Below are 26,790 nucleotides of genomic sequence, written 5' to 3' on the forward strand. Positions count from 1 at the left end.
TCTGACGCTGGGCCGGAGCAACCGGAATTGTGACGCTCACCTGCTGGAGAGCCCGTGCTCCGGACGCCACTCGATATTCGGAAATGGTGCTATCCGGGTGCGGCTTCGGAATAATCTCACTGGGGCCGGCAAGCACGACATGTGCAACGCGATTCCCTGGCGGTGAATTCAATGTGAACAGTTGCCGAAAGATCAGAAGATATTGGGTAATGGCACTGCCGCGCCGAAGGTTCGGTTCAGATTCTCTATCGCCGCTTACGGGCCGGACAGCCTCAATTTCAGTCTCATCTTGACGATCTGGGCCATAGACCGGAGGAACAACCATCCCCGCGAATGCGGATGTTCGCGGCGTTGATCCAGCTCTCCGAAACCAATTTCGGACTCCAAAACAATATCGACAGCGTCGGAATTGAACGCTACCTCAGCGATGGGCGACAAGCGGGGCGGGGATATGCGGGGAGCGTTGATCAGATTGGCGGGCACGCTGATCCTGTTCTTTGCCCGCTTCCTGACTGCTGTCCGTGGGCGGTGGGAAGGCGTGGCCCCGGCAGCCGAGCAGCAGATCTATTACGCCAATCATGCGAGCCATGGCGACTTCGTCCTGATCTGGACCGTTTTGCCGCGTCGGATGCGATTTGCGACCAGGCCAGTCGCGGGCAGCGATTACTGGCTGAAAAGCCGCATGAGGCGCTTCATCGGTTGTGATGTCTTCAACGCGGTTTTGATCGATCGCGATCGCGCCAGCCGGACACGTGATCCGATCGTCCAGATGACAGAAGCGCTGGATGCCGGCTCGTCCCTGATCGTCTTCCCCGAAGGCACGCGAAATATGACGCAGGCTCCGCTCCTGCCGTTCAAAAGTGGCCTGTTCCATCTTGCGAAGGCGCGTCCGAACGTCGCCCTCGTGCCGACCTGGATCGACAACCTCAACCGGGTCATGCCGAAGGGCGAGTTCGTGCCCATCCCGCTGATCTGCACCGTCACTTTCGGCGCGCCGCTCCGGCTTGCCGAAGCGGAGACGAAGCAGGATTTCCTGGCCAGGTCGGAGGCGGCCCTGCTCGCCCTGTCACCGAAGTCGAACATGTCATGACCATGCCGCATCCCGATCTGGTCGCTGTGCTGGCCGGCCTGCTCGTCGTCCTGATCCTGGCTTCCGTCGTCGGCTACGTGCTGCAGCGCAGGCTGTCGCCCGACGGTTCGCATGCTGTGGTGGAGAACCTGAACGACCGCATCCGGGCCTGGTGGGTGATGGTCGTGCTGATGGGACTGGCGCTGATCGGCGGCAAGACCGGCGTAACGCTGCTCTTCGCGTTCTGCTCCTTCGCAGCCCTGCGTGAGTTCATTACGCTGACCGATACGCGCCGGGCGGACCACTGGGCGCTGGCGGCGGCCTTCTTCATCGTGCTGCCGGTGCAGTACTACCTGATCTGGATCGAGTGGTACGGGCTCTACTCGATCTTCATCCCCGTCTACGCCTTCCTGCTCATGCCGATCATCGCCGCCTTGCGCGGCGACACTGACCATTTCCTCATGCGCATCGCCGAAGTGCAGTGGGCACTGATGATCTGCGTCTTCAGCACCTCGCATGTGCCGGCGCTGCTGAGCCTCGACATCGCCGGCTACCAGGGCCGCAACGTCCTGCTGATCGCCTTCCTCGTCATCGTCGTGCAGATCAGCGACGTCCTGCAATATGTCTGGGGCAAGCTGCTCGGCCGCACCAAGATCGCGCCGAAGCTCTCGCCCTCGAAGACGGTCGAGGGTTTCGTCGGCGGCGCGCTCAGCGCCACCGCCGTCGGCGCCGGCCTGTCCTGGATGACGCCGTTCACGCCGCTCCAGGCCGCCTTTCTCTCGCTGGTCATCGTCCTCCTGGGCTTCTTCGGCGGGCTCGTCATGTCGGCGATCAAGCGCGATCGCGGCGTCAAGGATTGGGGCCATCTGATCGCCGGCCATGGCGGCTTCATCGACCGGCTCGATTCCGTTGTTTTCTCCGCTCCGATCTTCTTCCATCTGGTCCGCTACGGATGGTCGGCCGTATGACCCGGCCGCTCGCACGCCTGATGCGCAGCAGCGTCGTCCATGTCGCCTTCGCTTTCGTCGCGATGGGTAGCTGGGCGGCCTTTGCCAACCGCGCCCATCCAATGCCGGCACCGCTCCATGCGGGCCTGTTGCAGGGCGCGATCTCGGCTTCGATCACGCTGGTCCTGAAGCGCTGCATCGAATATCTCGCCAGCCGCTTCTCCGGCGTGGCCGCATTGCTGGCGCCGCCGGTGATCGCCGGCCTCGTCTCGGCGAGCCTGCTGACGATCCTCCACACGATCGGCGGCACGCCCGAGATCATCCGCACCATCGCCGTGCCGCTCACCGTCGCGACGAGCTACGCCGCGCTCTACAATTATTCGCTCTGGCGCATCCGGAAGGCCTGAACCATGGCGAAGGACGAGAATCGACGCCCGCTCGCCAGCCGCGATTCCGGCTGGGCCCGCGCCATCGCCCGCAGGCTGAGCGCCGCTGCCGTGACGCCGAACCAGATCTCGATGGCGAGCATGGTCATGGCCGCCTTCGCCGGCGTGGCGTTCTGGCAGGCGGGTACGGCCGGGGCAGGCATCCGCGTGGTCCTTCTTCTGACGGCCGCGCTGTTCTGCCAGTTCAGGCTGCTCTGCAACCTGTTCGACGGAATGGTGGCGATCGAAGGGGGTAAGCAGGCGCCCGATGGGCCGTTCTGGAACGAGTTCCCCGATCGCGTTGCCGATATCCTGATTCTCGTCGGCGCCGGTTACGGGGTTGGCATTCCAGCCTTGGGTTGGGCGGCTGCCGGTTTTGCAGTCCTGACCGCTTACACGCGTGAACTCGGTCGCGCCTGCGGGCTGCCGGCCGATTTCTCCGGCCCGATGGCCAAGCAGCACCGTATGGCGGTGATCACCATGGCGGCCCTCCTGTCACTGTTGGAGCCGCTTTGGCGCGGCCACAACGAGGTGCTGGTTATCGCTCTCTGGATCATCGCCACAGGGGCCGCTTTAACCGCTCTCATGCGAGCAATTAATGTCGTACGGGGGTTGCGCGCCCGCTGAGCTGTCGGGCACTCGGTGCGGTAACGGCGGAATATGCACGCCCCCCGAGCTGACTTCCGCTGTCATTTATCAAGCGGGAAGATCGGCCGGCGGGCGCGGCGATAGGGCAGCTTGGTCAGGTCCGGCGTGCAGAGCGCGCCGCTGTCGCAGACGATCACCTTGCCGGCGATCGGCTCGAAGGCGGCCCGGAAATGCTGCATCGACTTCAGCCCGACGATGCGCTTGGCCGCAGGGTCGATACCGAAGGCGCGGAACTGCTGCAGGTCGTTCATCTGCGCGCGGATCGTGGTGACGAGGATTTCAATGTCGCCGACGCGCAGCACGGCGCAGGGCCCCCAACTCGCGTGCAGCCCGCCCATCATCGGCCCGTCCCCGACATAGTCACCGTCGCTCAGGCTGACGAGCGTGCCGGTGACGGAAAGCGGCCCGCCGCCGATCTCGGGATCGACCTTGCCGCCGAGCCTGACGGACACTGCCGTGCCTGGCTGTGCCCGGTGCAGTTCGGCAGCAGTCTCCGGATCGACGATCGGGCCGAAGCAGGCATCCTTGAGATCGGCCGCGATCATGCCTTCGAGCAGCCCTGTCGCATCGCCATAGCCCCCGCCGCCGGGATTGTCGGCATAGTCCGCGATGATCAGCGGGCCCGATGTCGCGACATAGGCGGCAGCCTCCGCGACGGCATCGTCCACCGGGAGGAAGGGCGTCACCATCTCGAAGCGGCGCTGCCACATGTCGTCGACCAGCGCCTCGGCGAAGCCGCGATGCCGGTCGAGATCGCCCTGGCAGGTCACGAGGACGGTCGGGCCGACCTCTTCGATATCGGCATTGCCGAAGCCGCCATTGACGCTGACGGCGAAGACATCCGTCTGCTTCTCGTAGGCCTTTGCCTTGGCGATGCGCTCGACCATCGGGCCGATATCGGTGCGCCCGCCATTGACCTCCTCCAGCATCGGCCGCTCGGCACGCAAGGTCACCGGCCTGATCTCCCCCGCCATCGTGCGCTGCATGATGTCGGCGGCCAGCCGCCCGGTCTCGCGGACGTCGACATGTGGATAGGTCTTGTAGGAGACGACGATATCAGCCAGCTCGGTCATCTTCCGGGTGACGTTGGCATGGGGATCGAGCGTGATGCCGATCGGCACGTCGGGGCCGAGAACAGCGCGCAGCCGCTCCAGCAATTCGCCTTCGCCATCCTCGCAGAACTCCGTCACCATTGCGCCGTGCAGGCCGAGCAGCACGCCGTCGATCGTCCCGGCATGGGCCCTGGCCGCTTCGACGATCACGTCGGCGATGCGATCGAAGGCATCGCGCGTCACCGGGCCCGAGGGCTGGGCTGCGGCGCTGATCGCATGGATCACTCGCCAGCCGGCCGGGCGGCCGATGTCGAGGAATCCGGCGATCGGGGTATTCGCCTTCCCACGCTCCGTGATCGCCTCGTCGCCAAGCCGGATGCCGCGATCCGTGAAGGCGGCATAATCGGCCGGGCAGCGGCTGAAGGTGTTGCTCTCATGCGAGAACTCGGCGGTCAGCACGGTGAAGGTCATGGCGTTCCCTGCGGTTCTCTCTTGTTTCTGTCCGATGGTGGTCGTCAGCCGTCGCGCAGCGGCCGGCGGATATCGAGCGCCTCGATCAGCGCGTCGCCGAACAGGTTGATGGCGATGACGGTGGTGGCGATCACGAGGCCGGGGAAGATGATGATCCAGGGCGCGATGAAGATCTGCGCCGTACCGGAACTCATCATCGCCCCCCAGCTCGGGACCGGCGGCTGCGCGCCGAGCCCGAAGAAGCCGAGCGTCGCCTCGAGTACGATGGCATCGCCCGTCGCGAGCATCCCGGCGACGATGACAGGCGTCATCGCGTTGGGCAGAAGATGGGCGAACAGCACGCGCCCAGGCCCCGCGCCAGCCGTCACCGCCGCATCGACGAAGAGTTCGCCCCGGAGCGCCATCACCTGCGCCCGCGTCAGCCGGGTGAATTGCGCGAGATAGGCAATGGCGATGGCGATCGCGGTGGAATGCAGCCCCGGCCCGAGGATCGCGATCAGGATCAGTGCCAGGAGGATTTCCGGGAAGGACCAGGTCAGGTCGACGATGACGGTGACGACCCGGTCGAAGACGCCGCCGAAATAACCGGCTGCGGCGCCGAGCGTCGCGCCTGCGATCACCGAGAGTGCGATGGAGAGCACACTGACGCTGAGCGAGGTGCGTGCGCCCCGGATGATGCGTGAGAGCAGATCGCGCCCGAACTCATCCGTGCCGAGCCAATGCGCTGCCGAGGGTGGCGTGTTGGCGATGGAGAGTTTCTGCGCGGCATAGTCATAGGGCGCGATCCAGGGCGCGAAGATCGCGCAGAGCACGAGCGCGAGTAGGAACAGCGCGCAGATGGCGCCGCGCGGCGAACGGGCCAGGCGGCCTGCAAGGGACGGACGGCTCATCTTGCACCCATCATCTTGCACCCATGGCTTCGCGCAGGCGCGGATCGAGTGCCGCCTGGGCCAGGTCGCCGAGCAGCGTGCCGAGCATCACCGCTATGGCGAGCATCAGCAGGCAGCCCTGCACCAGCGGATAATCGCGCTGCCCGAGCGCCGTGATCAGCAGGGAGCCCAGGCCCGGCCGGGCGAAAACGTATTCCACGGTGACGGCGCCGCCGAGAATCCAGCCGATCCGCAGGCCGAGAATGGTCATCACCGGCAGCATCGCCTGCTGGAGCACATGGCGGAGCTGGATGCGCCAGAACGGTACGCCCTTGGCCTGAAGCACGCGCACGAAGTCGCGGCCGGCGATCTCGATCATCGCTGCGCGGGTCACGCGGGCGATCAGCGCGGTGCCGCCGATGCCGATGGTCAGCGCCGGCAGGACCAGCGCATCCCAGCTGCGCGCGCCCGAGACCGGAAACCACTCGAACTGCACGGCGAACATCAGGATCATCAAGAGCGCCAGCCAGAAGCTCGGCAGCGTCGAGCCGAGCAGGATGAAGCCCATCACGGTCCGGTCGAACAGGCTGTCGCGGAAGGAGGCGGCGAGCACGCCGGTTACGATCCCGACCGTCGTCGAGAAGAGGAGAGCCGTGCCGCCGAGCGCGAGGCTGTGCGGCATGTTCTCCGCGATCAGCCGCGCGACGGGCTGGCGCATCACGATGGCGTCGCCAAGATCGCCGGTGACGATCTTGGCGAGCCAGCGCCCGTACTGGACGAGGAGCGGCTGGTCGAGGCCGTAGCGGGCGATCATCTGCGCTCGCTGCTCGGGCGACGAGCCGACCTGGATCAGATGCTCCAGCGGGTCGCCCGGCACGAGATGGATGATCATGAAGATCACCAGCGAGACGGCGAGGAACACCGGCACCAGCATGGCGAGCCGGCGGATCGCAAAGCGCAGCAAGGATCTCTCCCGTGTGCGGCCGTGGCCTAGAGCATCGGACCGAAAAGTGGGATCCACTTTTCGGAAGAATCCGATGCGGCAACAGAAAGACAGATCGCCGTTATCGCGTCCTATCGAACGCGCGGCGATCTAGGCTCAGTTCGCCGGAGCGATGTCGAGCATCGTCGGCCCGTAGAGCCCGGTCCCGCGGATCTTCTCCGGCATCACGATGCGCTTGCCATAGGCGAGGCTCTGCGCCGGCTGGTAGATCGGTGCGAACGGGTACTGCGACAGCACGTACTCATGATACCTGGTGAAGTTCGCGACGCGCTCGTCCCAGGTCTTCGACTTGTTCATGGCGATGTCGTTCAGCCGCTCCGCTTCCGGATCGTTGAACATCGAGACGTTGGGATAGCCTGCCCGCTTCGCAGCGAAGAACCAGTCGACGATGTCGGCATTGGTCCACTGATAGGAGCGGATCGCGAGCTGGTGCTCGGTCTTCTTGCGATACTGGGCATTGATCGACCCTGCATCGACGATGCTGATATCAGCCTGCATGCCGACGGCCTTGAGCTGGGCCTGGACGATCTCGACGAGGCGCTTGAACTCCGTGCCGTTCTGGGTCCACAGCTTCACCTCGAGGCGCTTGCCGTCCTTGACGCGGATACCGTCGGGGCCTGCCTTCCAGCCGGCTTCATCGAACAGCTTCTTCGAGCGCTCCGGGTCGTAGGAGATCCTGGCCTTCGGATCGACCTGCGACTCCTTGAGCGAGGAAATCAGGAAGGTGTCCGCTGCCGCGCCGTTGCCGCCGTAAAGGCTGTTCAGGATTTCCTTCTGGTTGACGGCGAAGGCGGTCCCCTCGCGCACCTTGATGTCGGTGAACGGCTCTACGCTGGTGTTGATCGGCATGTAGACCAGCTCGTTGCCGGGAATGGTCACGAGCTTCACCGCCTTGTCGGCCTGGATGCGCGGCAGGAAGTCGGTCGGGACGTTGACCAGCATGTCGGCGCCGCCCGTCTTCAGCTCGAGATAGGCCGTCGATTCCTCCCCGATCTCGCGGAAGGTCAGCTTCTTGAACTTGGCGGGCCCCTTGTTGGCCGACAGGTCGGAAGCCCAGGCGTAGTCGTCATTGCGGACCAGAACGGTCTGCTGGCCGACGGTGAATTGCTGCATCTTGTAGGGGCCGGTGCCGATCGCCTCCGTCACGCCGAACTTGTCGCCGAGCGCCTCGAAGGCCTTCGGCTCGGGAACGCACATGAACGATGTGGCGAGGTTGAACAGCAGGTTTGGATCCGGGTGCTTCATATGGAAGCGCACGGTCAGGTCGTCGACGACCTCGACGCGCTCGATCGCCTCGACGGTGAAGGCGTTCTCGGTGCCCTTGAACTGCGGCACCCACCACTCGATCGTCTTGGCGTTGAACGGCTCGCCATTATGGAATTTCACGCCGGGCTTCAGCTTGAAGGTCCACTGCATGCCGTCGGGGCTCGATTCCCATGAGGATGCGAGCTGGCCATGGAAGCTCTGGTCCGCGTCCTGCACGACGAGACGGTCGAAGATCAGCGTCGTCGCCGTGTTGAGCTTGGTCGCCTTGGTCGGGTTGTAGGTCGGCGCGCCGACGAGACGCGCGGTCATCACGAACGTCGCCTCCTGTGCCGGCGCCGCGGTTGCGGCGAGGGTGGCGAGACCCAGTGCCAGCAGGCTCCCTTTCATCATCGTCTTCATCCCGTTTCCCCTTTTGTTTCGAGATGCTGCGAAGGCGTGGATGGCAGCGACCGTCAGCCGAGCGGGCCGGAGTTGTCGCCGACATGGCCGGTGAAGCGGCCGTAGAGTTCCGCCATGCGGTTCAGCCGTTGCTCGACCTGCGGGCCGAGCTCGACGAAGACGGCGTTGATCATGAGATTGCTCAGGCTCGCCATATGGGCGGTCGAGTCCCAGAACAGGTTGAACTCGGTCGAGACGACCAGCATCTCGTCGACCAGTTCGCGCCCCCAGTCGCAAAAGGAATCGGTGACGAGGGTGGTCGCGATGCCTGCGGCCTTCGCTTCCTGCGCCAGTAGCTTGGCCATGCGCGAGTAGCGCCGCGCCTCGAAGATGACGAGGCAGCGACCAGCCTCGCCGGAGAGCAGCAACTCCGAGAAATTGCCGGCGGCGAGGTCGACCAGATGCACGCCGTCGCGCAGGTATTGGAGCTGATTGGCGAGATACTGCGCGAGCCCGCGCTCGGTCTGAAAGCCGGTGACGTAGACCGACGGCGAGGTCGCCAGCCGGCGCGCCACGCGCTTCCATTCCTCGCTCTGGGCGAGTTCGTAGAGCCTGACGAGGCCGGCGATCTCGAGCTGCAGGCTGCGCGCGAGCTGGTCGTCGCCTGCGAGGCTGCGCTGCTGGAAATCCCGCAGCCGGTCGCTGATCAGCCAGGGCCTGTCGCCGATCTCCTCGGCGAGGCTCGACTTGAGGTCCTTCAGGCTTTTGTAGCCGAGCGTCCGGCAGAAGCGCCCGACCGTCGGCTCGCTGAGCGACACCTTCTCCGCCAGGCTGGCCGCGGTCTCGAAGGGCAGGCTCGGCATCTGCGCCAGCATGTAGCTCGCCAGCGCCTTGTCGGCCCTGGAGCCGTTGGCGAGGCAAGCCTGCAATCTCTGGCGGAGAGTCTGCGACATCGAAAATCCCTGCGATGTCTCATCAAGAAATTTTTCTTTCACAGTGTCAAAGGATTTTTATTTTCTTGCAAATCGCTTCGGTTTGAGGCTCGTCTTCGGCTATGCCCCTTGTCGGGCGAGTGGAGACGGGTCTGCCCGGCGCGATGACGACTGCAACACGACAGACTGATGTGATCGTGCTCGGGGCCGGCATCATCGGCGTCAGCGTCGCCCTGCATCTGCAGGAACGCGGCCGCACCGTCCTGCTGGTTGATCGCGGCGAGCCGGGAGCGGAAACCAGCCATGGCAACGCCGGGCTGATCGAGCGTTCCTCCGTCGTTCCCTACGCTTTCCCCCGAGATCTCGCGACGCTCGCCGCCTTCGCCTCGAACCGCTCCATCGCCGTGCGCTATCGACCGGCGACGCTGCTGCGGATGGCGCCCTGGCTGGCGCGCTATTGGTGGAATTCGGCACCGGACCGGCTCGACAGGTTGGGCCGCGCCATCCTGCCGCTGATCGAGCGCAGTATCTCGGAACACCGGCACTGGACGAAAGCCGCCGGCACCGAAGCGCTGATGCGGGGGGAGGGGTGGATCGAGCTCTATCGCAACCCTCGCGCCCTTGAGCAGGCGATCCGTACTGCGACTGAGCTGCAGCGCTACGGGCTCACCTATGATGTGCTCGAGCCGGACGCGTTACGCAGCCGCGAGCCTGCTTTGCTGTCGGCCGCCGTGGCCGGTGCGCTGCATTGGCGCGACCCCGTCACCGTCAGCGATCCAGGCGCGGTGACGCGCGCCTATGCCGAGCTTTTCTGCGCGCGTGGCGGCGCGTTGACGAAGGCGGACGCTTTCGCCTTGCGTAACGAAGGCACGGAATGGCACCTGCCGACCGACGCGGGAAACTGGCAGGCACCGGAACTCGTCGTCGCGCTGGGGCCTTGGTCGGGCGATTTCTGCGAGCGTTTCGGGTATCGCTTCCCGATCGGCTTCAAGCGCGGCTATCACATGCATTACGAGGCCGTGGACGAGGCGACGCCGCAGCATCCGCTTTGCGATGCGCAGGCCGGTTTCGTGCTGAGCCAGATGCGGCGCGGCATTCGCCTGACCACCGGCATCGAGCTCGCCGGCCGCGACGAGCCGTCGGATTCCTGGCAGCTCGACCGGGCGGAGCAGATCGCGCGGCGGATCATGCCGCTCGGCCGGCGCCTCGACGCCGAGCCCTGGCGCGGCGCGCGCCCCTGCCTGCCCGACATGCTGCCGGTCATCGGTCGCGCTCCCCGGCATCGCAATCTGTGGTTTGCGTTCGGCCATGCCCATCACGGCTTCACGCTGGGGCCGGCCACCGGGCGGCTTCTGGCGGAGGCGATGACAGGCTTGCCAACATTCTGTGACCTCGAGCCCTTCGCGGCCGATCGCTTCTAGGCGCGTATCGACTTCCAAGAAACAGGTGGCGCTCGCCTGCGCTGCCGCGGCTAATGGCGACAAGGCAAAGTTCGCCGGTCTGAGATGTAGGGCCCTTGCCTGGCCGTCGATCTGAACAGCAGCTCGATCCGTCGCCTGTGGCTGATCGACCACGATCACACCGACCTCGAACTTGCAGACGTCGGTCGTGTCCCGCTTCGGGCTGTGCGTGGTTTAGCCAGGAAGACCGCGCTCGGAATTGGCAGCGCTGCAAATGCCGATCATTGCGGCCCCTCGAATGCGCGCCGGTTTCAATCGAAGCGTGCCGTCGCACCAAAACTCCGCCGGACACGCAGCGGTTTGCGCAAACGCCGAAGCAGAAAAAGGAAGCCGCGGCGGCACAACCTTGAGCAAGCGCTCGCGCTAAGCCTCTAATTATGAACGGTTATTCATGGAACACGCAATCCGGCCAGCCGTTTTGCTAAGCGGCGGGGGAGCCATCAAAGGGAGAAGTACCATGATCAAGAATCTTGTTGTGGTCGCCGCGCTGGCCATCGTTCCGGCGACCGCGTTCTCGCAGTCTAATTCTGGCGCGGCCGGTGGAGCCGCAAGCGGCGCGGCCACAGGTGCGGTCGGCGGCGCGATCGTCGGCGGACCGGCCGGGGCGGCCGTGGGTGCGGTCGGCGGTGCTGCTGCGGGCGCGATTGTCGGCGGAATCGCGGCCGACCAGCGCACCGAGTTCCGCACTTATGTGAGGGAACAGAAGATGCCGTCGGTGGCTTACCGCGAGAAGGTCGTCGTCGGCGCAACCTTGCCCGACACGGTCACCTATCGTGAGGTTCCGACCCGCTATGGCAAGACCGAATATCGCTACACGGTGATCAACGACCAGACCGTCCTGGTCGAGCCGAAGACACGCAAGATCGTTCAGATCATCGAATGATCAACGGGAGCCCACTCGTGACCGGGTGGGCTCCTTCGATCGGGTTCACCCTGATCAACCAAGGAGACAACGCCATGTTACGGCCAATCCTGATCGCCGCTGCTGTCGCGGCCACCGCCGCTTTCAGCGCTCCTGCCCAGGCGCAGGTCCAGTTCGAGTTCGGAATCGACCGGCCGGGATATGACGGTCCGCGCTATCACGAGCCCCGTGGGTACCGCTTTGCTGGGGAGCGACGTGGCTTCCGGGGTCCCGCTGTGCTCGATGACGACGATGACGATTGCCGCATCGTCATAAAGCGCCGGGTCAATCGCTATGGCGAGGTTGTCGAGCGCCGTATGCGCATCTGCGACTGACGCCTGGCGCCGTGCGGCGGGTGTGTTGGTGCTTTCCAGAGCCCGCTGCTTGGCATGTGATTATCGCGATGCTTCCTTGAGGAGGAACCGATGCGAAAGTTAATCTTCGTTGCAGCAGCCATGCTGAGCTTCGGCTCGCCATCGACGTCCCAAGCCGCCCCTGTGGCAGGTCTGACGAGCCTGGAGGCGCCTGGCCATATCCAACAGATAAAGAATGGTGGCCACGGGTACAAAGGCCACAAGGGTTGGCACGGTTCGCGCCATTGGCACCATGGACGTGGCTACGGTCGCTATTATGGGGGGCCGCCTCCGCATGCTCGCGCCTATGGCAGGCGAGCTCGCGACTTCGGCTATTATCGCTATTGGTAAGCCTGAGAGCGCCGGCCGCGATAGAATTCATTTCGTCCAGTTGCACACCTGAAACCGACAGCAGCAAACCAAGACGCTGAAACGGTTTCGGGTGCTTGGGGTGGGTGGCCTTCTCTGGCTGGGGCAGCGCTGTATTGGCTACGACACCTGTCGTCTCGCCGATTGCTTATATCTGATGCCGATCTTCGTTGAATTCGAGAACTTCGTTGTCGTACTGGCGGGGGCCACATGAAGTTCGCAAAATACCCGTTTGCCATTGCCGTTCTATCAGCTGCGGCCGGCGTCGTCGGATGCCTGATCGTCGCCAACCTTGTGCCTGAGCGGAGGGATCTTCAGCAGCCGCTGCCTCACCATCTCGCATCTTCCGACGATCAGTTCAGGACCTCGATGGGAGCACTTTTCGGCTCCAACGCCATCCCCGGCAATAAGGTCGAGACGCTCGTCAATGGGAACGAGATTTTCCCTTCCATGCTTCGTGCCATTCGCAGCGCCAAAAACACGATCACGTTCGAGACCTACATCTACTGGCGAGGCGATATCGCGGACCAATTCGCCGATGTGCTGTCGCAGAAGGCCCGCGATGGAGTGAGCGTGAAGGTTCTTCTCGACTGGGTTGGCAGCATCCCGATGGAGGAGAGGCTCATAGAGCGAATGCAGACGGCCGGCGTGGAGGTGGTCAAATTTCGCCCCGTCAAATGGAGCACGCTGGACCGGATCAACAACCGGACACACCGGAAGCTCCTCATCGTCGACGGCCGGATCGGGTTCACCGGCGGCGTCGGTATCGGTGACGAATGGAATGGCGATGCTCGGACTGCGGCCGAGTGGCGCGACAATCACTATCGGCTCGAAGGGCCCGCGGTTTCGGAATTGCAGGCCGCGTTCGCCGAACACTGGATCGAGGCAACAGGCGAATTGCTGATGGGAGACCGGTTCTTCCCGTCCATCAGACCCGATGGACAGCTGGATGCCCAAGTCGTCGTCAGCTCGACTCATCAACGCAACGTCATGCATCTCATGCTGATGACGGCGCTTGCCGCGGCTCAAAAGAGCATCCGGATCGGCACTCCTTATTTCGTTCCTGACGTGATCACGCGACAGCAATTGCTGGAGGCGAGAAAGCGCGGCGTGGACATCGAGATTATCGTGCCGGGCCAGAGGACCGATGCGCGGCTTGTCCAGAAAGCATCGCGGCATTTTTGGGGAGAATTGCTCGAGGCCGGCATCAAGATCCATGAATTCGAGCCAACGATGTATCACTGCAAGCTCGTGATCGTCGATGACGTCTGGACCTCGGTGGGCTCCACCAACATCGACGAGCGCGCCCTTCGCCTGAACGACGAGGCGAACATCAATTTTTACGATCGGGAGTTCGCACGCCATCAGATCGAGATTTTCTTGTCCGATCTGAAGCGCTCGACCCCCTACACGATAACCAAATGGCGACAGAGGTCTGCGAGCGAGAGGCTCTCCGACTGGCTGGCAGGCCTTCTGCGCACACAGATTTAAGCAGTCGGCGAACGCGGATTATAGCGGCTGCCCGCTGATCGCGCTGGCCGACCCGCCGGCACTTGAAGGGGCGAGGGGTTCTCGATTGATGCCCGGTTTGGACTATTTCGACGCCGCAGGCGAGACATCAGGCGGTCAATGTTCTTGCTTATCTTCGGTTACATCGACGCGAATATCCAACGGGGTCGGCGTGTCTTCGGCGACGGCCAAGAACTGCTGCACTGCGCCCGACACCAGTGCAGCTCGGTCGCTCGTGCCCGACTTCCAAAGGCCGATGATGATGTGAGCCAACCGCTCCCGCTGAGCGGAAACCATGAGCGGGTCCGAGATGGAATCGCTACCCACCGCGCTCCACGCCTCTTCGAAACCTGCTTCCAACACGGCGAATTCTTCAGGCTCGACAAGGGAACGAAGTGGCATGGGTCTCGTTTGCAGCTCGATGAGGAAAGGAGTCTCTCATTGGAATGATTTTAAGTTAGCTCGCGACTAGCGATGTGTCGCCATGAATTTTTCGACGCCTCGACGTCCGGCTCTGGGGAGAGTGCTCGCGAATGTCGTGGCGTGTGTGACCGCCCGTCCGCGGCCTGCCATGCAGCTCGCAATGCTGGCTGCGCTGATCGCCCGGCGTCGAACTGTTTCGCCTCTATCGCACACCTTGGCTCGACGGGTCGGGCTATCGAATCAATATCAACTGACGACGCAGGACCATCGACTTTCTGTCGAGCAACCCTGATGTTCCCAAAGCCAGCCGTTGCGCGCTTTGTGAGACAGTTTTGTCAGAACCGTCGCGGCTCGGGAAGTAAATACGCGATTTCAGGCTGTTAGGGAGGTAGTGGCGGAGACGGAGGGATTCGAACCCTCGATACCCTTGTGGGGTATGCTCATTTAGCAAACGAGTGCCTTCAGCCTCTCGGCCACGTCTCCGGCGAGAGGCTCTATGCCCGATTGCAGCGCCCTTTGACAAGCCTTGCCGACAACTTCCTTCGGGTTCGCTGTGCATGTCGGCAGGAGAGGGCGTCGAGCACTCCCTTACCAAGAGTGTGCTCTCGCATCCCAAGACGTAACGGGATATCATGGGCAGAGCAATTTCTCCTTGAAAGTCAAAGTCTAAGGTATCATCATATATCATGTGAACGCACGAGACATCCCGATTGCGGTGCTGTTCCGGTGCTGTTCGAGCCTACGGGGTGGAGATCGGCCATGGCGGCCATGGTGTTGACGAAGGCGAAGATTGAGAAGGCCGTGGCGGCGGGCGTCCCCGCCGGCAAGTCCCACTTGATGCTCTGGGACGCCAACGTGACGGGGCTGGGTGTGAAGGTCCGTCCCAGCGGGACCTGCTCGTGGATCTACAGCTACAGGCCGCGCGGTGCAGGCCGCTCCGTGGCCGCGAGGACTGTGACGCTGGGCTCGTGGCCGTCCCTGGCGCTCGACACCGCCAGGGCCGCGGCCCAAGTCCACATGGGCGCCGTCGTGCTGGGCAAGGATCCCGCCATCGACCTGCGGCAGGAGCGGAACCGCGAGAAGCGGATCGTTTCTGCTTGCGTCGCCGAGTTCTCGGCGTTCATGACGCGCCGCCGCCTCGTGAACGCAAAAACAATCACCAGCACGCTCAGCCGCGGCCTCGTGCCCCTGGCGGCCCGCGAGATCGCGGAGATTACGCGCGCTGATATCGTGGCGCTTGTCGAGAAACTCGAAGTCGCCGGTAAGCCCGGCGCGGCACAGGATCTGCGCCGCCACACCGGGGCGCTGCTGGAGTGGTCGGTGTCGAAGGGCTATCGCGAGTTCAACCCGATGGCGGGATTGCGCCGGCCGCGCACGTCCCGCGCCGATCGCCTCGACAACGGTCGCCGGCTGGGTCGCGCCCTCTCCGACGGCGAGGTCAAGGCGGTGTGGGGCACCACCGCAGCGGCCTCGCCTTTCAATGGCCTCGTGCGGCTGGCACTGCTGACGGGGCTTCGCCGCGGCGAACTCGCCGGGCTGCGGTGGTCGGATATCGGTGGCGACCGCATCACGATCCACGCGGAACGCACCAAGATGGGCGTGCAGCACGAGGTCCCGATCACCTCGGCCATGCGCGCCGTGCTGCAGGCCCAACCGAGGACGAGCAACCCGCTCGTGTTCGTTTCGGGCCGCCGCGAGGGCGGTACGAAGCTCTCGGGCTGGTCGAAGCTGCTCTCCAGGCTTATCGCGGCCAGCAGCGTGCGCTTTACGTTGCACGACTGTCGAAGGACAGTCCGCACGAACCTGTCGCGGCTTGGCGTCGCCGAGGACACCGCCGAACTCTGCATCGGCCACGTCCGCCGCGGGCTGCTTGGGGTCTACAACAAAGACCGGGCCTGGGCCGCCCGCGTTGCGGCGTTCGAGACACTGTCGAATTACGTCGCCTGCAACGTCTCGGGCTTCGCGCCGGACGGGCTTCATGGTCTCGCGCTGGTCTCAAGCGCGAGCTCGAAGGGTGGAGCGCGATGATCGAACAGGACCAGCGCGAGCAGAGGCGCGAACGCTCCCGGGACTATCTCGCTGGCGACGACGAAGCTGCCGAGGCATTGGGCACGCTACTCGAGGCGATGGAGCGTGAACGCGGCGCCGCTGACAGCGCTCGGAGGAAGGAGCCTCAGCAGGCGGCGCTCGAGGCGCTGGGCGCCCTCCTGAAAACCACGAAGATAACCGACCTGTTGTCCCGACGAATGCTGGCCGCAGCCGGAGGAGGTGAGCCCTGGAGCATCACTTCGCAGGGCCAAGCCGATCTCGGACGCATATTCTCGATGAAGAAGGCCCGGACCCAGGCGGGGCGCGAGGGGATCCGTATCGCCACCGCCCGGCTGCTGCTGGACGTCGGCTCCGCCATCGATCCCCTCATAGCCAACATCAGCGCTGCTCAGACGCTCATCGCGGACGCGGGACATCACGGGCCATTGGGCGATGGCGACGAGGCGGGCGTCGCCTTCGCCACCGAGACGCGGCAGGGCGTGGACCGAGACGCCGGCGCCGATTTCGCGATGCGGCTGCTAATCACAACCCATGCAGGCTATGAGTTCGGCGGCAAGGATGTGATGCAGAATGTCGTGGACATCCCCCGGCACCGCTGGGGGCAGGCCGCGGCCTGGGTTCGCCGGAACAAGAAGCGGTTCGGCGGCAAGACATTCTCGCCTTCGGTCATCCAGGATTGGGCGCAGGACAAGACGATGGACAAGTGCGGCATGTCCCTGGCCGGCGTCTTCGAGCAGGCTCGACAGGACGGTGCTGCCCACAAGGCGACGGGCCGGTTCGACCCCAAGTGCGGGCTCCACTGAAAAGGGGACCCGATAACCCACTGATCCTGCAAGCAAAACGCGAGGGAACTTCTCCCTCTGCGTCGACTGCCTTCGCTGGGGCATTCGTGGTGATCTCTTTGCGAAAGGAGCTCTCGCGATGCACTATCCCACCATCGACGCAGTTGTTATCCGTCCGCTGGCCGAACTCATCGGTCCGGCCATCCGCCTCGACGAACTGGTCGAGGACGAAGGCCCCGAGCGCGTCATTCGCGCCATCGACCTCGGCCTTGTCTTCTACGACGGCGGGGGCGCCCTGCTGGTGCAGCGGCAGGTCTTCGACCTCCTCGCCGACGGCTACGGCCTGAAGCAGCAGCAGCCGCAGCACGCGGAGGTCGCGTGATGGCCGCCGCCAAGCACCGCCGCGCAGCGCGGCCGATCCAGATCTCGCACATCGTGACGTTACCCGACGACGCGACAGTTTCGGAGGCCGAAGCCGCGGCCTGGATCGGCAAGGCGCCGCGGACCCTTACCAACCGCCGCTCGATCGGCAAGCCGTTGCTGCCCTTCCTGAAAGTCGGCGGCAACATCCGCTATCGCGTTGGCACGGTTCGCCGGGCTGCAACGACCGAGGCCACGAACTAGACCGCCGCCGGCCCCGGAGAAGTCGGCGGCAGTGGCAGGAAAAGCGGTCCTGGGTGGGACGCGCCGAACCTACTACCAGCCCAGCGGCAATCCAACACCTGTGGCGGTCTTCATCGCAACACGATGGAGATCCGCATGAACATCAACACGCCTTTTCACTGCAGCAGCGGCTTCATCGGCGACGGTCCGATGGCCAGCATGGTCCAGAACCTCGATCCGATCGGCCGCGCCGCTTACCAGGGCATCAACAATGCGATCTTGCGCTCCGCCTTCGAGCGGCAGGGGGCTTACGCGCTGGGCAGCAGCCGCATCGACGCGGCAGCCCATGAAGCCGGGCATGCGATCTACAACACCGCAACGGGCAGCCCAGTGACCCGCGTCAGCATTCGCCCCGCCCGCATCCCAGCCGAGGGGCGGGTTGCGGGCGGCGGTGGCACCTACTGGGTTGGTCTAACGGAAGGCGGCTGGTGCGTATCACCCGACACCGATCCCTCCGACGACATGGACCGCGTGCGGGACCTGCTGGCGGGCTTCTACGGCGAGAGGCAGTTGCTCGGCGACCGCCTGCGTCTCGGCTCGGCCGCGGACGAGAGGACTACCGCGATGATGATCGCGGGGTTCACGGCCATGAAGCTCGGTGCGGACGGCCTCCTCCTGCTGGGCGAGCAGGCCGCCATCGTAGCCGAGATCCTGCGCATTAATGACGCCCCGTTGCGCGCCGTGACCCGCCTGCTCGAGCGGGACCGCCGCATCAGGGGCGACCGCCTCGCGCGCCTGCTCGCCGACGTGGAACCTTTCCGCGTCATCACCACCACTACTGCCGCAGCCACCGACGCGATGGAGTTCGAGTGATGCCTATCGACTTCGACGACCTCGCGCGCCGCCACGCTCCGCTCAAGGGATCGTTCGTCATCGAGATCGTTCCTGGTTCCGCCAGGGCGTTCCGCACGCCGAAGACAGAGGGCGTGAGCTTTGCAATCCGCATCGTTGATGGCGAACACAAGGGCCGCGATCTGCGGCTGCGCCTACTGATTTATGGCCCCGAGCATATCGTCGCGCGCGACGTGGGGGTGTTGGCCGCTTGGGCGAAGGCGGTTGAGATCGGGCCTCAGCCTGATTTGGAGGCCGCGCTTCGGGCGCTGTGGGTCGCCTCCCGCGGCCGCGTCGTGAAGCTTAGCCTCGACGCGGCGCCCGGGCAGGCCGGAACGATGGAGCAGGTCGCGACCAGATGCGTCGTCGAACCGCTGGCGGTGGATCAGCCGGAACAGCAGCCACAATCGTCGCGGCCACACCTGCCGGAGGTTTCCGACGATGTCGTCTGATCCCAAAGAGCCAATCTATCAGTTCACGGCGGCCACCGTCGTCGACCAAGGCAAGGCCGCCACCAAGTTGATCGAGATCGAACCCGACGGCACCGTCAGGAAGACCTCATACGACACGGGCGCGACGTACTGGCGGTTGAAGGAGATCGATGAGCCCGACCACCAAGCGATGGCCGCGATGCTGCGCAGGCTCTCGACGCACAAGCGCATCTGCCTCCTCGCAGGCGCGCCACTGCCTCATGTCGATCTCGCGGTGCCGAACTACAGGCGCAGTAACAATGCCGATCCGTCAACAAACACACTGTGCAATGCGCCGCGCGCCTGCCTCGTGATCGACATCGACGGGGCGGCGGTCCCTGACGGGCTCGGCCACGGCGAGCGGATAGCGGAGGCCGCATCGTGGCTGCGCGACAATTGCCTGCCGGCATCGTTCAAGGGCGTTACCGCGATCGCGATACCGTCGAGCAGCACCGGGCTCTACGCGGCGGAAGACGGCACATGGACGAAGGCGTGGCTGAAACTGTTCTTCCTGCTCGATCGGGCCCATCCGCTCGAGGCCCTCTATCGCTGGGCCAGGGGCGCCAAGATCGCAGGCTTCGCAGTCGACCCCGCGGTGTTGCTGCCGTCGCAGCCGATCTATGTCTCTCGCCCGGTCTTCGTGAACTGCGCCGATCCCGTTCCGCCCGAGCTTCACGCCGTGGTGATCGATGGCCCGGTCTCCGACCGTGTGACGCTCGATGTGCAACAGTTCGAGACGCCCCTGGTTGCCGCCGACGCATGGTCAGCCAAGGCCCGCGCTGACACCGGCTCGGACTGGCACGCGGTCCTCGATGCCGAACTCGGCGGTGAACAGGGCTTTTTCCAAGTCCTGACCGTCGCGCTCGGCCTCGCCGCAAAATCCGCCGCCACCGATGAAGAGATAACTGCCACGATCAAGGCTCTCCTTACCGAGCGCGCCGACCGCGATCGCCAGAACGAATACGACCGCAGCTGGGTGTTGAGTACGCTGCGTCGCTTCCGGGCTGCCGATCATGGTCGTCGTGCCCGCATCGAGGCGGGCCTCTCGCTCTTGCTCACCAGTCCCGCCGCCGCGCGCGACCATGGGGGACATCCGATGCCTGATCCTACTCTTGCCAGGCATGCCGGCAGCGCCTCGGAAGGCGCCGCGCACGCTGTGAATGGACACTCGCCGATCACCGTCTCCATGGCAGTCGTCCCCGACTGCAGCGGCGGCGACGACTGCGACCTGCCCGATGCCACGCAGGCCACTGCCGCGGGTGTGCTGGCCGAGCGGGTCGTGGCGGCGCATCAGCAGATGCCTACTTCTGATCACGCCAATATCAAGCCGACCGTTCTCGCCCAGGTGGATGCTAATCAGCCCGAGGGCGATGCCGATACCGAATATGAGCAACTGGCGGCCGAATACCGCGTCGCCGAGGCCGAGGCGGAAGCGAACCCGTACGCCGGGCACGGCTGCAACGACCTGATCACGATCGTGCAGGGCTTGGACCACAACGACCCGGCCCTTGTCGACCGATGCAAGCGGCTGATCGACGCCGCGATCGCGGCACGGTTCGAGCCTCTGTTGAAGGGCCGCGTGCGGAAAGCCCTGGCGGTAAAGCTCGGCATCACGCAGACCTCCGTCAGGGAGCAGTGGGAGACGCAGGAGAAGGCCTGGGCCAAGGCCAACGTGCCGAAGCCCGACGAAATCGAGGCGCAGGAGGCCGAGGAAAAGGCGGCCGCGGCCGAGGCGCGGCAGACCGAGGCGGCCGGGCTCTGGACGAAGGTCTCACCGCTGGCGGTCGACCCTGCGCTGATGGATCGCTTGCGAAGGTTCGTCGCCGACGCTGGCGTCGTCGGCGAGCAGGCCGGGGCGGTGAGCCTCTTCCTTACGCTCGTCTCGCGGCTGCTGCCCGACCGCGGCCTGTGTCTGCTGCGCCGAGGCGCGGCGTCGTCAGGCAAAAACCACCTGCCAGAAATAATGCTGAAGATGATGCCCGAAGGGGACGTGATCACCGCAAGCGGCGGCAGCCCGAAGTCGCTCCCGTACATGGGCGGCGCCGACAATCGTGGAGCGTTGGCGCACAAGGTGCTCTACATCCCAGAGGCCGCCTCGATCGCGCCGAGGGGCAGCGTCGAGAACGACAACACGATCATGCTACGGACGCTGATCTCTGAGGGGCGCATCGTCTATCAGGTCGTGGTAACGCGGCAGGACGGGCCACCAGAGACGGTCGAGATCGTCAAAGACGGCCCTATTGCGGTGGTTCTCACCTCCGCGAGGAACAATATCGAGGCGGAACTCCTGACGCGGCTGGTCCTGGCGGACACGGACGAGAGCGCGGCGCTGACGGAGCGGGTGTGCGCGTCCATACTGAAGCGGGCAACCCAAAGGCGCTTGAGGTCGACTGTGGCGGAACTAGAGCTGTGGCGCGATTATCACCGCTGGCTCGCGCTCGGAGGCCCGTATGATGTGGTCGTGCCGTTCGCGCGCGCCATCGGCGTCGCGTATGGAGGTATGGCGGTCCCGTTGCGGGTGCGCCGTGACATCAATTCGATCCTGGCCGCCATCAAGGCGTCCGCCATCGCCCACAAGGCGCAGCGGGCAATTGACGGGGACGGCTGCATAATCGCGACGCTTGACGACTACCGGCATGCTTGGACGGCCCTCGCGGGCGGGTTGGCAGCGGTCTACAAGCCGCAGGTGTCGGCGGGCGTCATGACGCTGGTGCGGACGCTCGAAGCAATGCTGGCCGAGGCAGTTGCGGCAAGGAAGGCGAAGGTCGCGGAGCACCACAAGGCGCACGGACCCGGCGCTTCGCTGCCTCACGATCTCAGGCCGGTTACGACAGTGATCGCCACGGTCCGCCAGATCATGGCAAGGCTCGGTATCGCCAGCCGCGATACCGTCGCGAGCCGCATCGAGGCGGCCCTCACTTCGGGCGTCCTTGAGGTAGTCAACCCGACAGCGCCGCGCAACGCACCGCGGGAGTACCGGGTGCGGGTGTCGTCTACGGCGTTGCGGGCGCAGATCGCCGGCTCCGCGGCGATGCCCGCGCCCGACGCCGTCGCGGCCCTGGTGGCCGACCCGGACGTCCTCGAGGCTGCGCTTGCGCAGGCCGAGGCCGCTGCCCTGGCGGCTCCCGAGCACGACGACGCCACGACCGAGACCATGGCGCTGGGCGATGAGCCCGAGACGGACGACGACGTCGCAGACATCGTTTGACCCTCGCCCCCCAACACATTCGACAGGTGTCAGAACTCGCCGCGAGAGGGCGGTACTACCTTGGCGGACAACCGGGACAAGCGGGACAAGTCCAGCTCAGTACGGCAGATGAGGCATTCCTTGTCCCGCTTGTCCCGGTTGTCCGCCAATGTGTCCACCTCCGTGGCGACCATCCCGAGGCGGGCGACGCCGATCCGTCCCTCAGACCGCAAGCCAAAGTACGGGGAAAGGGGCGTCAAGGCGTCCAAACAGTAGCAGCAGCCGTTTTCGAACGGGACTGCTACCACCTGCCCATCATGGCTAATCGCGCGAAGAGCCAGATAGACGCGCTGTCAGACACGATGTAGACCAATGATTATCGTTACGGATACGAAACGATTGGCTTACAAATGGCCCTTACCGTCTTCGAACGCCTCGGCCGCGACTACTGCACCAGCAAGGAACACCTTACCCGCTGGCGAGACGCCCTGAACGAAGGCCGCCGTACGACCCCGCGCTGTACAGCTATTACTCGCATGGGCTCTCAATGTCGGATGCTGCCGCTGCGCGACGGCCGCCCGGGCGTGCACCTTTGCTGGCATCACGCGCGCGGTGCAGCTCGGGACGAGATCGACCGCAAGCGCGAAGCGAGGGCGATCCGCTGGTCGGTGTCCGGCAATGCCCGTAAGCGAGAACAAGGCATCACCGCGCTCGCAGTGATCCACCGCCGCCGCGCCTGGAAGGCGCTCAAGGCCGACCCATCCGCCGCCGTGCAGATCCTGCTGCTGTCCGATGCCGACGAGCGCAACGTGACGTACTGGCTCCGCGATCACGGCCTCGACGGAGCGCTAACCGAAACAGGCCGCCCGATCACGAACTACAGCCGCGAACGGGCGCGTTATGCCGCTGTCATGTCGATCTCGGAACGGATCACCGCCGAGGCCGCCCGGCGGCGTGTCGTGAGTATCGTCCAGTGGGAGGTTGCGTACTGGCACAAGGTGGGCGGCGCATGACCCGAGGGCAGAGGTTCCTGACGATCAGGCTCTCCTCGTGGCGAACCCAGGAGGCGAAGGAGGCCTTTATTGCCGGGACGCAGGCCGCCATCGGTCGTCGGCGAACGGCGAGGGCATTGTGCCGACGGCCCGCAGCCGAAGGCATGGCGGCGATCTCCGTCACGCCGTCGGAGGTGGCAGCGGCGTTGCGGCACTTCCGCGACCATCTCGACAGCATGAGCGAAGAACAGCAGGCGCAGTTCCGGGACCGGCTGCGGGCGTATCTGGAAGGCCGCCTCGACGGGGCTGTCTGGCGGGAGATCGTGAAGGCGCTGGGCAAGGCCAAGCGAGATCGCGATTTCGCCTATGACTACAATGGTTGGTGATACCGACCCATCCCTGACCGACCTGTTCGCCGAATGCGGCCTGCATCTTCAGACACGCGGCGGCGTGCCCAGACCGGGGAATCGCCACCGCTGGCAGGGGCGAGCAAATCTTTGGCGGAGAATAACAAGCGACGGGCGCAGCGGCAGCACATCTCAGGGATGTCGGATCCGGGAGGTGAAGGCGCATGCCAATGGACGCAAGACTTCAAACGTTTGTCCGTGCGGGCTCTGCGACTCCAGCGCATTCGGGCCGAAGACGGTGCTGGCAATGAGCTTCCTGTGCGAACCCACCCACCTTCCTCCGGAGCAAAACATGAAACGCCTGTTGATCGCGGCTGCCCTAGCGGCCTGCGCCTCGTCGGCTTCAGCTGCACAGACCCTCATCTGGGAATGTGAATTCAAGGGCAAGGACGAGCTGAAGCTCAAATACACTTTCGATGTGGGCACAAAGACGGCGTTTGTATCCGGCAAGAACGGCGTCGAAGAGGTCTATCGCAACATGGGGCATGAAGCGCAGCTCGTTTTGAGCTTCATCGAATTCGTGCCGAGTGGCGAAGTCCACACCACGACAATCATCCTCGACACTAAAGAAGCTATTCACAGCCGTCACACCGTCATTCCGAACGGATTGAGCGGCTTCACGCCCTCGCAGATGCTGGGCAAATGCGTCCTCCTGCCCTGAGCTACCTCTAGAGGAACCCGAAAGCACCCGCCCCTGGTGAACGCTCCACAAGGGGCGCCGGGCGCCATCCCAGTCAGGCATCACCATACAAGCTCGTCTCGCCCACAGGCGACGGCAAGGAGACGAAGGTCTGCGTCGGCCCCGCTACAAGAGCATCATGCGCACTGCGATCCCACTGCGTGCTGATCGAACAAATCGTGCTCGACACCGATAACATCGGGCATTGCGTCCAGAAGTATAACTCACCCATCAACAAGTAAACAGGAGTTAGTTCACATGAGTTCCGCATATCGGGTGAGGCTAGTCCTGCTGGCCATCCTCGCGCTCGTCGAAATCGCGATCATCGCCGTCTGCCTGAATGCAGGCTGGTCGCTCGCCACGGCCCATGGCGGCGGCCTGCTGGTCGCCACGCCGATCATCCTGATTGCGTTGGTCGAGTGCCTGCGCGTGCCGCTGGCCTCATGGGCGATGCACCTGAAATGGACCGGCAGGCTCGCCGCTTTCATCGTCCTCGGCTTCATCGCGGTCGGCACCTTTGAAGGCCTGTCGCTCGCGGTCGAGCAGATGATGAATGCTCGGATCTCGTTCATCACCAAGGCGCGCGAGGAGCACGACGTCGCCAAGCAGTCGCTTGAAAGTCTCACGTCAAACGACGCCCGCAACAGCGAGCGGCTCGCGAAACTCGACAAGGAGATCATCGCCGCCGGCAAGACGCTCACCGAGCTGAAGGACACCGAAGTCCCGAAGCTGCCTGACACCCGCCCCTGCACGCTCAAGACCGGGAAACCCGGCCTCTGTCGCAACCCTGGGGCAGCCGAAGCGAACGTCAGGGCGATGGAACAGCACGCCGAGTTGCTCACCAAGGCCGGGCAGGCGAAGGCCGAGCTAGAGGCACAGCGGGCTGTCCTGACTAAGGGCGGCAATGGCAACAGCGACAAGATCGCCATGGCCGACCACGCCGTCAGCAAGGCTGAAGCCGATCTGACCCGCGAGCTGAAGGAGTCGCCGATGCACCGCCTCGCCGCCAACTTCTTCGGCATCTCGGTGCAGAAGATGCAGGAGGCAGATTTCGAGCGCTTCAAGGGCTACGCGGTCTACGGCGTCGCTGGCGCTCTCTCGCTGGCCACCATGGTGATCTCGATGATCGCCCACGCCGCGCCGAAGGGTAAGGACGGTCGCATCGCCAAGGCCCTACGCGCCTACATCGCCCGCAAGCGCCGCCCGCTCTACCGCGACCGCACGATCGAGGTTCCCGGCCCGGAGGTCACGGTCGAGGTCGAGAAGCCGGTCCCCGGCCCGGAACGCAAGGTCCTTGAGTACGTCTACGTCCCTTACGACCACGCCACGGGACGTCGCATCCGCGACGACCACACCCTCGGGGAGGTCATCCACCCGAACCAGCCGCACCTGAAGCCCGTTGCTGGAGGCAGGCTATGAACGAGCGTCCCGACGAGATCCGTCACAATACCGACGCCACCGACGCGCTCGACCAGTTCGCCATCAAACGCAACAACGATCAGCACGACGCTGAGATCGGCAAGGCCAAGGCCGAGACGCATGGTATTGAGAGCCATGCCAACGCCGAAAAGATCGCCGCCCAGGGCGTTGCCGATGGTATCCGCCGGAAGCACGCCGCCTTCATCGCGCTCGCTGCCGGGGCCGGGATCGGCCTCGCCTGCTGGGGCGCGAGTTTCCTGCTGACCCCTGAGGTCAAAGTGGTCGAGCTGGAGAAGCAGGTGATCGTCAAAGAGCCGGTCGTCGTCAAGGAGACCGTCATCGTCAAGGAGCCCTTGATCGTGAAGGAGACGACCATCGTCAAGGAGCCGATGCCGGTGACGGTCCCCGGCCAGCCACAGGTTGCGGTGACCCCGCCCCCCTCCACGGGTGGAGGCACGAACAGCGAACCGAAGCCTGACAGCCCGGTCCCGCCGCAGACCCAAGCCGAGCGCAACTTCACGGAAAAGCCGGGCGGCTACGCCGACGCGACCATCCGTGGCCGCATCGTCAAGGCGACCGATGGCTGGCTCCACTTCGACACGGGCCAGTACTTCTTCCCTGCAGACGGCGACGTCGAAAACCCAGCCTATTACCTTGATACCGACCCGTTTGTCGGCGACTTCGGCTATTGCTTGCCGCTCGTCGCGCGTCCGAACAGTTACGACTGCTACGCCTCCCATAATGGCGCAACCATGCCGATTGTCGTCAGGAAGCGCGGAGAGACGGGCGGTGCGCCGGCAGTACCGCCAGCCTGGTCGCAGCCCGCCACCGGAACGCCCGGCTCGGCAGCACCGTCGCCGTTTCCGCCGAGAGATCCGACGCCCGCCGAAGCCCAGTTCATCAAGTCGCCGGGCTACCAGAAGACAGATATTCACGGGCGGATCATGAAGTCCCCCGATGGCTTCACCCGCTTCGACAACGGCACGCAGCTCTCCCCACCCAGCAACGATGGGCGCGTGCGCTCATTTCTGACGGAGGAATTCGTCGGCGACTTCGGCTTCTGCGACAACGGGGCACCGTTTAACTGCTTCGCCTTTCATGCCGGCAAGACCGTCAAGGTCCCGGTCGATCCGCCCCTGACGGTCGCCAGCCCGCCAAAGCCCGCCAAGCCGGCCAGACCAATCAACCCCTTCCCGACCATCGACCCGGCCCGCGGGGGCTCGGCCTGACCTCGGA

At 64.7% G+C, this 26,790-nt stretch carries 26 protein-coding genes and 1 tRNA gene; 20 read left to right on the forward strand and 7 right to left on the reverse strand.

What is annotated here, in order from left to right; translation table 11 throughout:
- Positions 1-451: 451 nt before the first annotated feature.
- Genes NWE53_RS01915 through NWE53_RS01930 form a run of 4 tightly spaced genes read left to right on the forward strand, consistent with a single transcriptional unit; the run spans position 452 to position 3,068 of the window.
- Entirely contained in the window at positions 452-1,090 is a 639-nt protein-coding gene (locus tag NWE53_RS01915; RefSeq protein ID WP_265055061.1) for a lysophospholipid acyltransferase family protein, read from the forward strand.
- Positions 1,087-2,037: a phosphatidate cytidylyltransferase gene (locus NWE53_RS01920; RefSeq protein ID WP_265052704.1), complete on the forward strand. Its 951-nt coding sequence runs from the start codon at positions 1,087-1,089 to the stop codon at positions 2,035-2,037. Before NWE53_RS01915 ends, NWE53_RS01920 begins: the two co-directional genes overlap by 4 nt.
- Positions 2,022-2,423: a hypothetical protein gene (locus tag NWE53_RS01925; protein WP_442864934.1), complete on the forward strand. Its 402-nt coding sequence runs from the start codon at positions 2,022-2,024 to the stop codon at positions 2,421-2,423. The genes NWE53_RS01920 and NWE53_RS01925 overlap by 16 nt, the downstream gene beginning before the upstream one ends.
- A gap of 3 nt (positions 2,424-2,426) precedes the next feature.
- Entirely contained in the window at positions 2,427-3,068 is a 642-nt protein-coding gene (locus NWE53_RS01930) for a CDP-alcohol phosphatidyltransferase family protein (RefSeq protein ID WP_265052706.1), read from the forward strand.
- A 62-nt stretch (positions 3,069-3,130) separates the two neighbouring features.
- Here the strand turns inward: NWE53_RS01930 and NWE53_RS01935 are convergent, their stop codons facing one another.
- The 5 genes from NWE53_RS01935 to NWE53_RS01955 all read right to left on the reverse strand — a co-directional run bounded on the left by NWE53_RS01935 (position 3,131) and on the right by NWE53_RS01955 (position 9,081).
- Complete coding sequence (locus NWE53_RS01935; protein WP_265052707.1) at positions 3,131-4,612, reverse strand: M81 family metallopeptidase; 1,482 nt, start codon at positions 4,610-4,612, stop codon at positions 3,131-3,133.
- A gap of 44 nt (positions 4,613-4,656) precedes the next feature.
- Positions 4,657-5,502, reverse strand: coding sequence for an ABC transporter permease (locus NWE53_RS01940; protein WP_265052708.1), 846 nt, complete (start codon positions 5,500-5,502; stop codon positions 4,657-4,659).
- A 10-nt stretch (positions 5,503-5,512) separates the two neighbouring features.
- The gene (locus NWE53_RS01945) at positions 5,513-6,445 is read right to left on the reverse strand and encodes an ABC transporter permease (protein ID WP_265052709.1); all 933 of its coding nucleotides are present in this window, start codon (positions 6,443-6,445) and stop codon (positions 5,513-5,515) included.
- A gap of 135 nt (positions 6,446-6,580) precedes the next feature.
- Positions 6,581-8,149 (reverse strand): ABC transporter substrate-binding protein, encoded by a 1,569-nt coding sequence (locus NWE53_RS01950; protein ID WP_265052710.1) that lies wholly within the window; start codon positions 8,147-8,149, stop codon positions 6,581-6,583.
- A 53-nt stretch (positions 8,150-8,202) separates the two neighbouring features.
- Positions 8,203-9,081, reverse strand: a complete 879-nt coding sequence (locus NWE53_RS01955; protein ID WP_265052711.1) for a MurR/RpiR family transcriptional regulator — start codon at positions 9,079-9,081, stop codon at positions 8,203-8,205.
- Between the two features lie 143 nt (positions 9,082-9,224).
- On the opposite strand from NWE53_RS01955, the gene NWE53_RS01960 reads away from it, so the two are divergent.
- The 4 genes from NWE53_RS01960 to cls all read left to right on the forward strand — a co-directional run bounded on the left by NWE53_RS01960 (position 9,225) and on the right by cls (position 13,634).
- Positions 9,225-10,481, forward strand: coding sequence for an NAD(P)/FAD-dependent oxidoreductase (locus NWE53_RS01960; protein WP_265052712.1), 1,257 nt, complete (start codon positions 9,225-9,227; stop codon positions 10,479-10,481).
- 496 nt (positions 10,482-10,977) lie between these two features.
- Positions 10,978-11,403 carry a DUF1236 domain-containing protein gene (locus NWE53_RS01965; protein ID WP_265052713.1) on the forward strand — a complete coding sequence of 142 codons (426 nt, stop codon included), beginning with the start codon at positions 10,978-10,980 and terminating at the stop codon, positions 11,401-11,403.
- A 74-nt stretch (positions 11,404-11,477) separates the two neighbouring features.
- Positions 11,478-11,756, forward strand: coding sequence for a hypothetical protein (locus NWE53_RS01970; protein ID WP_265052714.1), 279 nt, complete (start codon positions 11,478-11,480; stop codon positions 11,754-11,756).
- Positions 11,757-12,353: 597 nt separating this feature from the next.
- Positions 12,354-13,634 (forward strand): cardiolipin synthase, encoded by a 1,281-nt coding sequence (gene cls / locus NWE53_RS01975; protein ID WP_265052715.1) that lies wholly within the window; start codon positions 12,354-12,356, stop codon positions 13,632-13,634.
- 135 nt (positions 13,635-13,769) lie between these two features.
- Here the strand turns inward: cls and NWE53_RS01980 are convergent, their stop codons facing one another.
- Positions 13,770-14,054: a hypothetical protein gene (locus NWE53_RS01980; RefSeq protein ID WP_265052716.1), complete on the reverse strand. Its 285-nt coding sequence runs from the start codon at positions 14,052-14,054 to the stop codon at positions 13,770-13,772.
- 413 nt (positions 14,055-14,467) lie between these two features.
- A tRNA-Ser gene (locus tag NWE53_RS01985) sits at positions 14,468-14,558 on the reverse strand.
- Positions 14,559-14,834: 276 nt separating this feature from the next.
- Here NWE53_RS01985 and NWE53_RS01990 point away from each other — a divergent pair.
- The 12 genes from NWE53_RS01990 (at position 14,835) to NWE53_RS02045 (ending at position 26,783) form a co-directional block, all read left to right on the forward strand.
- On the forward strand, positions 14,835-16,103 hold the full coding sequence (locus tag NWE53_RS01990; RefSeq protein ID WP_265052717.1) for a tyrosine-type recombinase/integrase: 1,269 nt from the start codon (positions 14,835-14,837) through the stop codon (positions 16,101-16,103).
- Positions 16,100-16,927 (forward strand): hypothetical protein, encoded by an 828-nt coding sequence (locus NWE53_RS01995; protein WP_265052718.1) that lies wholly within the window; start codon positions 16,100-16,102, stop codon positions 16,925-16,927. Before NWE53_RS01990 ends, NWE53_RS01995 begins: the two co-directional genes overlap by 4 nt.
- Positions 16,928-17,045: 118 nt before the next feature.
- Positions 17,046-17,288, forward strand: coding sequence for a hypothetical protein (locus NWE53_RS02000; RefSeq protein WP_265052719.1), 243 nt, complete (start codon positions 17,046-17,048; stop codon positions 17,286-17,288).
- Entirely contained in the window at positions 17,288-17,530 is a 243-nt protein-coding gene (locus NWE53_RS02005; RefSeq protein ID WP_265052720.1) for a hypothetical protein, read from the forward strand. The genes NWE53_RS02000 and NWE53_RS02005 overlap by 1 nt, the downstream gene beginning before the upstream one ends.
- 135 nt (positions 17,531-17,665) lie before the next feature.
- The gene (locus NWE53_RS02010) at positions 17,666-18,382 is read left to right on the forward strand and encodes a hypothetical protein (RefSeq protein ID WP_265052721.1); all 717 of its coding nucleotides are present in this window, start codon (positions 17,666-17,668) and stop codon (positions 18,380-18,382) included.
- Positions 18,382-18,852 (forward strand): hypothetical protein, encoded by a 471-nt coding sequence (locus NWE53_RS02015; RefSeq protein ID WP_265052722.1) that lies wholly within the window; start codon positions 18,382-18,384, stop codon positions 18,850-18,852. The genes NWE53_RS02010 and NWE53_RS02015 overlap by 1 nt, the downstream gene beginning before the upstream one ends.
- On the forward strand, positions 18,842-22,078 hold the full coding sequence (locus tag NWE53_RS02020) for a hypothetical protein (RefSeq protein ID WP_265052723.1): 3,237 nt from the start codon (positions 18,842-18,844) through the stop codon (positions 22,076-22,078). The genes NWE53_RS02015 and NWE53_RS02020 overlap by 11 nt, the downstream gene beginning before the upstream one ends.
- Before the next feature lie 389 nt (positions 22,079-22,467).
- Positions 22,468-23,070 carry a hypothetical protein gene (locus NWE53_RS02025; protein ID WP_265052724.1) on the forward strand — a complete coding sequence of 201 codons (603 nt, stop codon included), beginning with the start codon at positions 22,468-22,470 and terminating at the stop codon, positions 23,068-23,070.
- 143 nt (positions 23,071-23,213) lie between these two features.
- Positions 23,214-23,435, forward strand: a complete 222-nt coding sequence (locus tag NWE53_RS02030; protein WP_265052725.1) for a hypothetical protein — start codon at positions 23,214-23,216, stop codon at positions 23,433-23,435.
- 313 nt (positions 23,436-23,748) lie between these two features.
- Positions 23,749-24,117 (forward strand): hypothetical protein, encoded by a 369-nt coding sequence (locus tag NWE53_RS02035; protein ID WP_265052726.1) that lies wholly within the window; start codon positions 23,749-23,751, stop codon positions 24,115-24,117.
- A 276-nt stretch (positions 24,118-24,393) separates the two neighbouring features.
- Positions 24,394-25,554 (forward strand): hypothetical protein, encoded by a 1,161-nt coding sequence (locus NWE53_RS02040; protein ID WP_265052727.1) that lies wholly within the window; start codon positions 24,394-24,396, stop codon positions 25,552-25,554.
- Positions 25,551-26,783, forward strand: a complete 1,233-nt coding sequence (locus tag NWE53_RS02045) for a hypothetical protein (RefSeq protein ID WP_265052728.1) — start codon at positions 25,551-25,553, stop codon at positions 26,781-26,783. Before NWE53_RS02040 ends, NWE53_RS02045 begins: the two co-directional genes overlap by 4 nt.
- Positions 26,784-26,790: the final 7 nt, after the last annotated feature.

The sequence above is a fragment of the Bosea sp. NBC_00550 genome (assembly GCF_026020075.1).
Lineage (GTDB): Bacteria > Pseudomonadota > Alphaproteobacteria > Rhizobiales > Beijerinckiaceae > Allobosea.